We start from the raw sequence: 12,696 nt of genomic DNA, 5'->3' as shown, positions 1-12,696 counted from the left end.
GTGAACGCCTTCGAGAGAACTGTCCGCCTTGAGGGTGAACGGCTCGTGCTGCGCCCGTTCGGCATCGATGACGCGCCCGCACTGATCGAGGTGATCCGCGCCGGTGAGGACTTCCTGCCGCCCAATTTCCCTGGCGTCCTGGAGGCCGACCCCATCGCGTGGTTCCTGCGGGAGGGCGTCCACAAGGTGCAGCGGTTCGGGCTGGGCATCCACCTGGCGGCGACGGACCGCGACACCGGCGACCTGCTCGGGACCATCGGGCTGTTCAAGGTGAACTGGGAGCACCTGACCAGCGAGGTCGGTTACGGGATGCGTCCGGGCGTCCGCGGACGCGGCCACGCCACCGAGGCCCTGTCGCTGGTCTCCGGCTGGGCGCTGCGCGACTGCGGGCTCTTCCGCGTCGAACTGCGCGCCATGGTCACCAACCACGCGTCCATCCGCGTCGCCGAGAAGGCCGGCTACGTGCGCGAGGGCGTCGCGCGGGGAGCGGAACGCGACGCCGGCGGCGTCAGCCGGGACATGGTCGTGTTCAGCCGCGTCGCCACCGACGCGCGGCCCGGATCGCAGCCCGCCGGCGTGCCGCGCCGGCGCTCCGGCGGCTCCTCCGGGAGGCTCGTCGCCCAGGACGAGGAGGGACGGCGCCGGTGACCGCTGAGGACAGGACGCTCGTGATGTACGGGGACGGCGTGCGCGACACGGCCCGCCGGATGCTGCCGAAGCTGCCGGACGCGTGTTTCGTCCCGGCCGGCACGGACGGGCTGCGCACGGCGGTCAAGGACGGGCTCGCGCAGGTCGTCCTGGTCGCCGGCATAGGCGAGCAGGTCGCCCTCCTGGACGATGCCGCCGTCCTGGAATCGATCACCGTCGACATGGACGGAGGCGCCGCGCTGGCCGCCGAGGTGGCCGGGGCCCCGGCGGCCCGCCACGCCTACGAGCTGTGGGAGGCCGCCGGCATGCTAGGCCCGTTCGGCCGGGAGCTGTGCCGCCGGACCGCCGGTGAGCTGGAGCGGCTCGCAGCCGAGGCCGCCGGCTCGGCCACCAGCCCGGTCGCCGCGCAGGTCGTTCTGGTCGATGCGGCGGGTGAGCGCATGGTCGGCATGTTCGGGCGGATGGCCCGGTAGGCGGCGGGTTCAGGCGATGTTGACGGTTGTCGGCCGCGACGGTTCGCCGCTTTCCGATGCGGCCCGGGCGGCTGTGGAAAGCGCCGCGGTGGTCGTGGGAGGCCCCGGTCGCCTTGACGGTCTCCCACTGGCGCCCGGCGCCCGCAAGGTCGTCACCGAGGACCTCGCGGGCGCGCTGAAAGGCGTCGACGTGTCAGACCAGGACGTCGTGCTCGTCGTGGACGGCGATCCCGGCCACTTCGGGATTCTCCGTGTGCTGCTCGAACAAGGCCACGCACCGGAGGCTCTGCCTGCCGCGCCCCTGGTGGCGCGGGCTTTCTCCCATGCGGGGCTGCCCTGGGACGACGCGCTGGTCGTCTCGGCCCGGGACGGGCACCTGCGGCAGGCCGTGAACGCGTGCCGAGCCCACCCCAAGGTCGCGGTACTGACCGGGCCTGGCGCGGGACCGGCGGAACTGGCGCGCGCGCTGTTCCCCGTGACGCCGCGTTCGTTCGTGGTCTGCGAGGACCTGGACGGGCCCGGGGAGCGCGTCGTCTACGTCCGGCCGGCTGAGGCCACCACTCGTCCCTGGAACGACCCGGTCGTGGTGCTCGTCCTGGACAACCGTCACGCACTGGGTGAAACGAGCTGGATCTCGGGGCCCGCTCCGGCCCCCGCCGGATGGGCGCTGCCCGCGGACGCATTCGGCGACGGGCCGGGGCCGCCGCCGGACGTCCGGGCTTTCGTCCTGGCCAAGCTCGGCCCGAGAGTCGGCGACATGGTGTGGGACGTGGAGTCCGGTGACGGCTCCGTGGGAATCGAATGCGCGCGCTTCGGCGCGGCCGTGGTCGCCGTCGACCGCGACCATGCGGCATGTGAGCGGATCCGGGAGAACGTCCGGCTGCACGGCGTCAAGGTGGCGATGGCGTCCGGGGACGTGCGGTCCACCGCCGGTCACCTGCCCAGGCCCGACGCCGTGTTCATCGGGCCCGGCCTCACCGGACGCGGCGGACCGGAAGCCGTCCGCGTCTGCGCCGGCCTCAAGCCCGCCCGCCTCGTCGCCGTCGCCGCCGCCGACGAAGCCCAGAAGACGCTGGACGTCCTGGCCGAGCAGGGCTTCACGGCCGACGCCGTCCGGCTCCAGGCGACCCCGCTGAACCCGTCCGGGCCGGCCGGGGACCCGGTGATCGTCGTCTGGGGCGTGCGGGACACCCCTGTCCCCGGACGGCGGACGTCCCGTACCTCCCGGCCCATCGAGACCATCCCCGCCCTTCCCGGCGAGCCGGACGACCTGGACGGATCCGGCCCAGGGGCGTGACCCCCCGCAAGCCGTGAAACCCTTGTCCCGTCCTGGAAGCGAAGCAGGAGGCGCAGTTGACCGTCCGTCAACCCCACCCGATCGAAGTCCGGTCGTATGAGATCCTGCGGTCCCGCGTCGACCTGTCCCCCATGCCGCCGCTGTGGCGGGCCGTGACCGAGCGGGTGATCCACGCGACTGCCGACCTGGAGTACGCGGTGGACCTGGTCACCAGGGAGGAGTACCTCCGGCAGGGCTGGGCCGCGCTGCGCGACGGCGCGCCGATCGTCACCGACGAGGGGATGGTCGCGGCCGGGATCACCGCCCGGGACACGGTCTGCCACGCCGCCGACCCGGCGGCCGCCCGGATGGCGCGCGCCGCGGGCATCACCCGGTCGGCCGCCGCGGTCCGGCTGTCGTACGCCGACGTGGGCCCGGGCGCGGTCTGGGTGGTCGGCTCCTCCCCGGAGGCGATCTCCGAGATCATCGCCCGCCGGGTGAGCCCGGCGCTGGTCATCGGGATGCCGGTGGGCTTCGTCGGCGCCTGCGAGGCCAAGGACGCGCTGCGCGCAAGCGGGCTGCCGCAGCTCAGCAACGTCTCGGAGAAGGGCGGTTCCGTGGCCGCCGCGGCAGCCGTCAACGCGCTGCTGTACCTGGACGACGAGGCGGGGTTCCTGTGACCGCGCCCCCCTTCGAGTCGGACGAGGTCGACCTGCGCCATCACGGGGACGCGGAGGTCGGCGGCGGGCTCGCCGACTTCGCCGTGAACGTCCGGACCGGCATGCCCCCGGAGTGGCTGGCCGAGCGGCTCCGGGCGTCCATCGCGGACCTGGCCGCCTACCCCGACCCGCGTCCGGCCCGCCGGGCGGTCGCGAGGCGGCACGGCAGGTCCGCCGGCGAGGTCCTGCTCACCGCCGGCGCCGCGGAGGCGTTCGTCCTGCTCGCGCGGGTTCTCGCGCCGCGCAGGGCGGTGGTCGTGCATCCGCAGTTCACCGAGCCCGAGGCCGCGCTGAGGGCCGCCGGGCACGCCGTGGAGCGGGTGATCCTCACCAAGGACTTCACCCTCGACCCCGTCTCCCTTTCCGGCGGGACGACCCCCCAGACCCCCCGGCAAGAGCCGTTCACTTCTGGGGGGACGACCCCCCAGACCCCCCGGCAAGAGCCGTTCACTTCTGGGGGGACGACCCCCCAGACCCCCCGGCAACAGCCGTTGATCCCCGACGACGCGGACCTCGTCGTGATCGGCAACCCGACCAATCCCACCTCCGTCCTGCACCCGGCGGACGCCGTCGCCGCGCTGGCCAGACCCGGCCGGACGGTCGTGGTCGACGAGGCGTTCATGGACTGCGTCCCCGGCGAACCGGAGTCCCTGGCCTCCCGGCTGCCCACCGGGGTCGTGGTCATCCGCTCCCTGACCAAGACATGGGGGCTCGCCGGGCTGCGCGCCGGGTACGTCCTGGCCGATCCCCACCTGGTGGGACGGCTCACCGAAGCGCAGCCGCTCTGGGCCGTGTCCACGCCCGCGCTCGTCGCCGTCGAGGCGTGCTCCACACCGGAGGCGGTCGCCGAAGCCGAAGCGTGGGCCGCCGAACTCGGCGCCGAACGCGACAGGCTCGCGGCGGAACTGAGCACGCGCGGCCTCTACGTCGTACCCGAGGCGCGAGCGTCGTTCCTGTGCCTGAGCGTGCCCGACGCCCTCGGTATCAGGGCCCTGCTGAGGCAGCGTGGCTACGCCGTCAGGCGAGGCGACACATTCCCAGGGCTGGGCCCCGACTGGCTACGCATCGCCGTACGCGACCGGCCGTCCAATGACGCCTTGCTAGAAGTGCTCGGCGAACTGGGCATCTGAGCAAGGGCCGCCCCAGAAAGGACACCGTGAACCTGATCGAGCAGACCATCGCCTCCATCGCGCCGCTGGACGAGACCGCCATGCGGGACGCCCGCGACCATCAGGCCCGTCTCACCAAGCCGCCCGGGTCACTCGGCGTCCTGGAGGAGGTGTCGGTCAGGCTCGCCGGGCTGACCGGGCAGTGCCCGCCGCCGATGCCCGAACCCGCCGCGGTCGCCGTTTTCGCCGCCGACCACGGCGTCCACGCCCAGGGCGTCACCCCGTGGCCGCAGGAGGTCACCGCGCAGATGGTGGCCAACTTCCTGGCGGGCGGCGCCGTGGTCAACGCGTTCGCCGCCCAGGTCGGCGCCGAGGTCACCGTCGTCGACATCGGCGTGGCCGCCGCCCTCGACGCGGCACCCGGGCTGCTCCTCCGCAAGATCGCGCCCGGCACGGCCGACCTGACGCGCGGGCCCGCGATGACCGCCGACGAGGCCCGCCGCGCCGTGGCGACCGGCATCGGCGTGGCGCGAGACCTGGCCGCCTCCGGCGCCGGGTGCCTGATCACCGGTGACATGGGCATCGCCAACACCACCGCGTCCGCCGCGCTGGTCGCCGCGTTCACCGGCCTGCCGCCGGAGCGGGTCACCGGCCGCGGCACCGGCATCGACGACGCCACCCACGCCCGCAAGGTCGAGGTCGTCCGGACGGCCCTGGACCTGCACGGCCTGCCCGCCGGAGACGGCGCCGACCCCATGGAGGTCCTCGCCGCGGTCGGAGGGCTGGAGCACGCCGCGATCGCCGGGTTCATCCTCGGCGCGGCGTCGCTGCGCGTCCCGGTCGTCCTCGACGGGGTGATCGCCGGGGCCGCCGCCCTGGTCGCCGCCGCGATGTGCCCCCGGGCCGCCGGGGCGTGCGTCGCGGGACACCGCTCGGCCGAGCCCGGCCACACCGCCGCCATCGACGCGCTGGGCCTGCGCCCGCTCGTCGACCTGGAACTGCGGCTCGGCGAGGGGACCGGCGCGCTGCTGGCGTTGCCGCTGGTCCAGGGCGCGGTGCGGGTGCTGCACGAGGTCGCCACGTTCGACTCGGCCGGAGTCAGCGGCAAGGACGCCGGACGTCGTCACCAAAAGATCACGGAATGAGTCACGCTCGGCTATCGAACGGGCTGAGGCACTCTCCATGCACTGGTGAACCCGAGTACCTTTGTTCGACGAAGACACGTGTCCGTAACCGGCGTCCGCAAGCTGCTCCGCACATCCGATCGAGAGACTCACCCACGTGCCCCCGTACCTGCTAGGCCTGCGACTCGGCGGGCGACGCGTCCTCGTCGTCGGCGGAGGACGGGTCGCCCAGCGCCGTGTGCCCGCCCTCCTGGACGCGGGCGCCTCGGTCGTGCTGGTCTCACCCGAGGTCACCGCCTCCCTGGAGGGCCTGGCCGAGCGCGGGAAGATCACCTGGCACCGGCGCCCGTACGAGCGCGGCGACTGCGCCGGGGCCTGGCTGGTGCAGGCCGTCACCGACGACGCGAAGGTCAACGGCGACGTGGTCGCGGAGGCGGACTCCGCGCGCATCTGGGCCGTCCGCGCCGACGACGCCGAGTCCTCGCCCGCCTGGACGCCCGCGAGCGGGCACGCGGGCGACGCGACCGTCGGCGTCCTGCTCGGCGGCGACCCCCGGCGCGCCGCGGGCATCCGCGACGCGGTGGTGGCCGGGCTGCGCGACGGGGCCCTGGAATCGCGGCACTCCCGGCGCAAGCCCGCCGGAGTCGCCCTCGTCGGCGGCGGCCCCGGCGACCCCGGCCTGATCACCGTCCGCGGCCGGCAGCTCCTCGCGATGGCCGACGTCGTCGTCACCGACCGCCTCGCCCCCGGCGGGCTGCTGGACGAGCTGGCCACCGACGTCGAGGTGATCGACGCGGCCAAGATCCCCTACGGGCGGACGGTCACCCAGGACATCATCAACGGACACCTGGTCGAGCACGCGCGCGAGGGACGGTTCGTCGTGCGCCTCAAGGGCGGGGACCCGTTCGTGTTCGGGCGCGGCGGCGAGGAGGCCCTGCACTGCGCCCGCCACGGCGTCCCGGTCATGGTCGTTCCCGGCATCACCAGCGCCGTCGCCGTCCCGTCCGCGGCCGGCATCCCGGTCACCCACCGGGGCGTCGCGCAGGAGTTCCACGTGGTCTCGGCGCACGTCCCCCCCGGGCATGAGGCCTCGACCGTCGACTGGGAGGCGCTGGGACGCACGAACGGCACCATCGTCCTGCTCATGGCGGTGGAGCGGATGAAGCCCATCGCATCGGCCCTCATGCGCTATGGTCGATCGTCCGACACGCCGGTCGCCGTGATCCAGGACGGCACCCTCCCCGGCCAGAGGTCGCTGACGGCGACCCTGGGTACGGTGGCCGACGCGATGGCCGCCGGTGAAGTCCGGCCGCCGGCGATCGTGGTCGTGGGCGACGTGGTGAACGTGGCACGAGAGATCGACATGATTCGAGCGGACATGGGACGGGATCCGTGACACCCCCGGCAGAGCGAAGCGCGGTCCACGACGAGGAGGCCGGCGCCGGTCCGGGACGCGGAATCGAGGACTCCGCGGTCCCCGGCGAGGACGCCGCGCCCGACGAAGAGGCGCGCGGGCGACGTGCGCGCGAAAAGGACGAGGTGCGCGACAAGGAGAAGCCGAAGAAGGGGACGTCCGGGAAGGGCGCCGACGACGAGACGCGGGCCGGCCCGGAGACCGCCGCCGGGGACGCCAAGCCGAAGCGCGGCCTGCGGGCCGCCAGGCCCGGCGGCGGGACGGTGCGCCAGGGCGAGCTGACCCGGGCGCTGACCAGCCTCCGCGAACAGCTCGGCGCCTTCGACTTCCTGCTGGACGTCCCGGGCGTCGAGGAGGCCCGCGAGGCCCGCGACGAGCTGCGCGGCCAGCTGGAGGACTACGTTCTCCCGCGCATCCAGGCCGCCGGCGCGCCGATGCTCGTGGTGCTCGGCGGGTCGACCGGAGCGGGCAAGTCCACGCTGGTCAACACGCTCGTCGGCGACCGCGTGAGCGCCACCGGCGTGCTGCGTCCCACCACCAGCAGCCCCATCCTCGTGTGCCACCCCGATCACGTGAAGTGGTTCATGGAGGGGCCGCTGCTGCCCGGTATGGGACGGGTCCGCGGCCCGGCGCCCGACGCCATCGCGGGTGACCAGTTGGTCATCATCGCCAGCGACGTCCTCCCGTCCGGCCTCGCGCTGCTCGACAGCCCCGACTTCGACTCGGTCTTCGAGGACCACTACGAGTTCGCGACCAAGCTGATGTCCGCCGCCGACCTGTGGCTGTGCGTCACCACCGCGGCGCGCTACGCCGACGCCCAGGTGTGGCAGATGCTCCAGCGCGCCAAGGAGAACGGCGCCACCATCGGCGTCGTGCTGTCGCGCGTCCCGCAGGGCGCCGGGCCGCAGGGCGCCGAGATCGTCGAGCACTTCGGCGAGATGCTGGACGAGCACGAGGTCGGCGACGCCCGCCGCTTCACCATCCCCGAGACGCGCATCGAGGAGAGCCGCCTCCCCGAGGAGACCGTCGAGGACATCCGCGCCTGGCTCACCGGCGTCGCCGAGGACGCCGAGGACCGCGAGATCGTCATCAGCGACACCCTCGCCGCCGTCCTGGACAGCTTCCGCACCCGCGTCCCCGAACTCGCCCGGCAGGTCGAGGCGCAGGTCGAGCAGCGCACCGAGCTGGCCGGGGAGGTCGAGGCCGGCTACGGCACCGCCCTCGCCGAACTGGACGAGGCCACCCGCAACGGCTCCCTCCTGCGCGGCGAGGTGCTCGCCCGCTGGCAGGACTTCGCCGGCACCGGCGACCTGCTGCGCTCCCTGCACGTCCAGCGCGGTCGCCGCGGCCGCTCCGCCGGCCGGCGCAACCGCCGCAGCCCCGCCCGCGTCCGCGCCCTCAAGGCGGCGCTGCGCAGCAGCCTCGAATCACTGATCATGGCGTCCGCCGAGCACGGCGCCGAACAGGTCGTCGCCCGCTGGCGCGACCACCCGTCCGGACGCCAGGTCATCGCCGGGGCCGGCGCCGACCTCGGGCACGTCTCCCCGGAGCTGTCGCGCCGCGTCACCCGGGCCGTCAGCTCCTGGCAGGACCACGTCCAGGAGCTGATCCGCACCGAGGGCGTCACCAAGCGCTCGGTCGCGAAGCTGGTCTCGTTCGACACCGAGGCGGTCTCCCTCGTCCTGACGATCGGCCTGCTCGGGTACGGCACGTCCGACGTGGCCGTCGAGGGCGGCAACAGCGCCGTCCCGCAGCGGCTGCTCAAGGCGCTGTTCGGCGCCGAGTCGCTGCGCGGCATGGGCGCCAAGGCCCGCGCCGACCTGCGCAGCCGCATCGGGATGCTGTTCGACGAGGAGGCCATCCGGTTCGGGCAGGTGCTCGACTCCGCCGGCATCCCCGACGAGACCGTCCCCGTCCAGCTGTACCAGGCCACCTACAACCTCGAGGTCGCCCGATGACAACCTCGGCCCTCCCCGCGAACTCGCCGGCCGGCACCGGCGGGTTCCCGATCGCGGCCCCGGACATGAACGGCGCCGGCGAACCCGCCGGCCCGCCCGGGCTGACCGACCGGCTCAACGGGCTCGACCGCCTCGTCCACGCCGGCATCGGCCGGCTCGACCAGCCCGTCCTGGACGACGCCGCCGCGCTGCTGGACCGGGCCGGGCAGCGGCTGCGGCTGTCCGGCGAGCACACCGTCGTCACCCTCGCCGGCGGCACCGGCAGCGGCAAGTCGTCCCTGTTCAACGCCATCTGCGGGCTCGAACTGTCGCCGACCGGGATGCGCCGCCCCATGACGTCCCAGGCCCACGCGTGCGTCTGGGGGCTGGACGGCGCGGGCCCCCTGCTCGACTGGCTGGCCGTCGACAAGCGGCACCGCTACGCCCGCGCCAGCGCCCTCGACCTGGAGCGCGCCGACAGTTCCCTTCAGGGCCTCGTCCTCATCGACCTGCCCGACCACGACTCCATCCAGGCGATGCACCGCGCGGAGGTCGACCGCTTCGTCACCATCGCCGACCTGCTCGTCTGGGTCGTCGACCCGCAGAAGTACGCCGACGCGGCCCTGCACCGCAACTACATCGTCCCGTTCGCACGGCACACCGGCGTCACCCTCGTCGTCCTCAACCAGGTCGACCGGCTCACCCCGCACGAGATCGACGACTGCGTCGCCGACCTGCGCCGCCTGCTGGAGGCCGAGGGCCTCGCCGACCCGCGCATCGTGACCACCTCCGCGGTCGCCGAGGACGGAACCTACGGCTTCCGCGACGTCCTCGTCGACACCGTCGCCGCCCGCCGCGCGCGCACCGAGCGCCTGTCCGCCGACGTCGACAGGGTCGCCGAGCGGTTCGACGACTACCGCTTCACCACCGAGCCGCCCACCACCGTCGACGACGGCCGCCGCGCCGACCTCGTCCAGGCCTTCACCGACGCCGCCGGCGCGCCCGCGGTCGCGGAGGCCATGGAGAGCGCCTACGAACTGCGCGCCGCCGACTTCGTCGGCTGGCCCGTCGCCGCCATCGTCGCGCGGCTGCGCTCCGACCCGCTGCGCCGGATGCGCCTCACCGAACTGCGCGAGGAACTCCGCAACGCCTTCACCGGCCCGATCGGCGCCCAGCAGGGCGATGTGGACAACGCGCTCCAGAACGTCACCGAGGGCCTGTCCCAGGAACTGCCCACCCACTGGGGACGCTCCGTCCGCGCCGCCGCCCGCGCGCACGCCACGGAGATCCCGGAGGGCCTGGGCGAATCCCTCAAGGACGCCCTGCCCACGTTCAACGTGGTGCCCCGCTGGTGGTGGCTGGTCAAGACCTGGCAGTACTTCCTCGTTCTGGTCGCGGCCCTCAGCATCGTGTGGATCGGCTTCCTCGTCGCCTACGGCCTGCTCGGCCTCGGCGGCGACAACCCGGGCCTCATCGGAGAGGCGGGCCTCATCCCGTACGTCGCCGTCCTGGTCGTGTGCACGCTCGGCATGGGCTGGCTCACCGCGTCCGCCTGCCGCAACCTGGTGGCCCTGTCGTCGGCCAAGCACGGCGACAGGATGGAGCACCACATGCGCGTGGGCATCGAGCGCGTCGCGTACCAGAAGGTGATCGGGCCCATCGAGGACGACCTTCAGGTCTACGCCCGTTTCCGCGAGAACGTGGACGTGGCCCTCGGCCGACGCTGACCGGCCCACGCCGGGTTATCCACAATTCCGCGGCCGCTCCTCCCGCCCGCGCCCGCTGCGCCACCGTTGACCTGTACGCGGAACGGACCCGTACGTGAGACGACGGAGGACGCAGTGAACGAGGCGCACATCACCATCACCGGCTGGGTCGCCGCCGAGCCCCGCTACACCATGACGCCCAACGGAACCCCGTTCCTCTCGCTGAGGGTCGGCTGCACGCCCCGCCGCTACGACCGGCAGGCCGGCCAATGGCAGGACGTGGAGACGCTGTTCCTGACCGTCAACTGCTGGCGGAGCCTCGCCGACAACGTCAACGCGTCCGAGTTCCCGCGCGGTACCCCGGTCCTGGTCACGGGCCGCCTGCGCATCCGCCAGTACGAGCGCGACGGCCAGTGGCGGTTCTCCGCCGAGATCGAGGCCTCCACCCTCGGCCCCGACCTCCTGCGCGGCACCGCCGACTTCCGCCCCGTCCAGCGCGGCGGCCCCCTCAGCGAAGAGGACCGCCAACTGGCCCGCGACGCCGCCGACGAATGGGCATTGGCGGCTCCTGCGGAAGAGGACAAGGAACCCAAGGCCGCCTGACGGTCACTCCCGGCGGTTCGGGTGCGCGCGTTCGGCGATGGCGTCGGCGTGTGTCCGGGTGGGAACAGTGGTCGCCTGCGTGGCTCTGCCTGGGGTCCTGGGCTCTTGGGAGCGGGGGCGTGGCCGGCATCGGGTCGCTGCCGGTCGGCGCCCCCGCACCGTCGGGGTGTGCGGCGTCAGATCCAGGAAATGCCGCGCATGGTCGTATCCCCCCCAGGATGTGCCCGGGGCCGCGAATCCGCGGACCCCTGATGCCGGTGGTCTGAACGGCCACCCGCATATGCGTTCCCGAACGTACCTGTTTCACGCCCCTTCCGCACACGTTGCAACTATCGTGTTACGGAAGGTGATGCGCGTAAGGGGGAAGGATGACGGCAGTGCAGTCGTCCGCCGAGGACCGCGGTGGTGAGCTGGCCCACCGGCCAAGGCGACGGGCGCGACTGGGGCGTCCGTCCCTGCTCGTGATCTATGTGCCGGTGCTCGTGGCCGCCCATCTGGGGCTCACCGTCGCGGGGCTGTTCGAGACGCCGTTCCGGGTCGGCGACGCCGCGACGTTCGCGGCGCTGCTGGCGTGCGGGGCGGTGTGCATCGAGGCGTCCCGGCGGCTCGGCATGCCGGCCGGCGTCGCGCGCGACCTGCTGTCGGCGTGGTGGCTGCCGGTCGCGCTGCTGCTGCCCCCGGTGTACTCGCTGCTGATGCCGATACCGCTGCAGGCGCTGCTCCAGTTCCGGGTGCGCCGCACACTGATCTACCGGCGGGCGCTGGTCTCCGCCGCGTTCGGCATCGCCGGGGCGTGCGCGTCCATGGTGTTCCACCTGGTGGTGCCCGAGCCGCTGGAGGGGGCGCCGCAGTGGGTCGTCGAGGCGTACCCGGGCATTCCGGCGGCCGTGGGGTGCGCGGCGCTGTTCACCGTGGTGAACACCGCGATCGTCGCGGTCGCAGCGCACGCGGCCAACCCCGAGAGCCGCTGGCGGGACGTCCTGTGGACGCGGGAGAGCCTGCTCCTGGACGTGGTGGAGCTGTGCGTGGGCACCATCGTGGCGATCACGAGCGCGCTGTCGCTGGGGCTGCTTCTCCTGGCGCTGCCACCGGTGATGCTGCTGCAACGCAGCCTGATGCACCAGCAGTTGCAGGCGGCGGCGCGGACGGACGCCAAGACGGGCCTGCTCAACGCGGCGGCCTGGCAGCGGGAGGCCGACACCGAGTTGTCCCGGGCGCAGCGCACGCATGACGCCGTGGCTCTGCTGCTGATCGACATCGACCACTTCAAACGGGTCAACGACACCCACGGGCACCTGATGGGCGACCAGGTGCTGGTGGGCGTGGCGAGCACGCTGTGCCACCAGCTGCGCGACTACGACGTGGTCGGCAGGTTCGGCGGCGAGGAGTTCGTCGTGCTCCTGCCGGGCGCCGACACCGTCGAGGCGTGCCGGGTCGCCGAGCGTCTGCGCGGCCGTGTCCGCCGGCTCGCGGTCCCCGCCGAGGAGGGGACGGTGACGGTCACGGTGTCCGTGGGCGTCGCGCTGTTCCGCACGCACGGCCAGGACCTCCTGGAGCTTCTGGCGTCCGCCGACCTGGCGCTCTACCGGGCCAAGTCGTCCGGCCGCGACCGCGTCTGTCTCCCCGCGCTCGACGGCCCCAAAGCACCCGGCTGACCGCACCGCCCCGGCGGCCGGGCGGGCGGGTG

Annotated in this window: 11 protein-coding genes; all 11 read left to right on the top strand. The window is 73.6% G+C overall.

Features of this window, described 5'->3' with window-relative positions:
- The 11 genes from ACGFK0_RS18580 (at position 1) to ACGFK0_RS18530 (ending at position 12,664) form a co-directional block, all read left to right on the top strand.
- Positions 1-648 carry a GNAT family N-acetyltransferase gene (locus ACGFK0_RS18580; protein ID WP_392906225.1) on the top strand — a complete coding sequence of 216 codons (648 nt, stop codon included), beginning with the start codon at positions 1-3 and terminating at the stop codon, positions 646-648.
- Positions 645-1,121, top strand: coding sequence for a hypothetical protein (locus ACGFK0_RS18575; protein WP_392906224.1), 477 nt, complete (start codon positions 645-647; stop codon positions 1,119-1,121). Before ACGFK0_RS18580 ends, ACGFK0_RS18575 begins: the two co-directional genes overlap by 4 nt.
- A gap of 16 nt (positions 1,122-1,137) precedes the next feature.
- Positions 1,138-2,418: a precorrin-6Y C5,15-methyltransferase (decarboxylating) subunit CbiT gene (locus ACGFK0_RS18570; RefSeq protein ID WP_392906223.1), complete on the top strand. Its 1,281-nt coding sequence runs from the start codon at positions 1,138-1,140 to the stop codon at positions 2,416-2,418.
- Between the two features lie 56 nt (positions 2,419-2,474).
- Complete coding sequence (locus ACGFK0_RS18565; protein WP_392906221.1) at positions 2,475-3,077, top strand: precorrin-8X methylmutase; 603 nt, start codon at positions 2,475-2,477, stop codon at positions 3,075-3,077.
- Entirely contained in the window at positions 3,074-4,246 is a 1,173-nt protein-coding gene (locus ACGFK0_RS18560) for a pyridoxal phosphate-dependent aminotransferase (RefSeq protein WP_392906219.1), read from the top strand. Before ACGFK0_RS18565 ends, ACGFK0_RS18560 begins: the two co-directional genes overlap by 4 nt.
- A gap of 26 nt (positions 4,247-4,272) precedes the next feature.
- Positions 4,273-5,370 (top strand): nicotinate-nucleotide--dimethylbenzimidazole phosphoribosyltransferase, encoded by a 1,098-nt coding sequence (gene cobT, locus ACGFK0_RS18555; protein ID WP_392906217.1) that lies wholly within the window; start codon positions 4,273-4,275, stop codon positions 5,368-5,370.
- A 136-nt stretch (positions 5,371-5,506) separates the two neighbouring features.
- The gene (gene cobA, locus ACGFK0_RS18550; RefSeq protein ID WP_392906215.1) at positions 5,507-6,745 is read left to right on the top strand and encodes a uroporphyrinogen-III C-methyltransferase; all 1,239 of its coding nucleotides are present in this window, start codon (positions 5,507-5,509) and stop codon (positions 6,743-6,745) included.
- Positions 6,742-8,721 carry an AAA family ATPase gene (locus tag ACGFK0_RS18545; RefSeq protein WP_392906213.1) on the top strand — a complete coding sequence of 660 codons (1,980 nt, stop codon included), beginning with the start codon at positions 6,742-6,744 and terminating at the stop codon, positions 8,719-8,721. Before cobA ends, ACGFK0_RS18545 begins: the two co-directional genes overlap by 4 nt.
- Entirely contained in the window at positions 8,718-10,427 is a 1,710-nt protein-coding gene (locus tag ACGFK0_RS18540; protein WP_392906212.1) for a GTPase family protein, read from the top strand. The genes ACGFK0_RS18545 and ACGFK0_RS18540 overlap by 4 nt, the downstream gene beginning before the upstream one ends.
- 114 nt (positions 10,428-10,541) lie before the next feature.
- The gene (locus ACGFK0_RS18535; protein WP_392906211.1) at positions 10,542-11,009 is read left to right on the top strand and encodes a single-stranded DNA-binding protein; all 468 of its coding nucleotides are present in this window, start codon (positions 10,542-10,544) and stop codon (positions 11,007-11,009) included.
- Positions 11,010-11,377: 368 nt separating this feature from the next.
- Complete coding sequence (locus ACGFK0_RS18530; RefSeq protein WP_392906210.1) at positions 11,378-12,664, top strand: GGDEF domain-containing protein; 1,287 nt, start codon at positions 11,378-11,380, stop codon at positions 12,662-12,664.
- Positions 12,665-12,696 lie beyond the last annotated feature (32 nt).

It is taken from the genome of Spirillospora sp. NPDC048823 (assembly GCF_043198445.1).
Lineage (GTDB): Bacteria > Actinomycetota > Actinomycetes > Streptosporangiales > Streptosporangiaceae > Spirillospora.
Note: the sequence above shows the minus strand (reverse complement) of the source record. Positions and strands in the feature narration are given on the sequence as shown.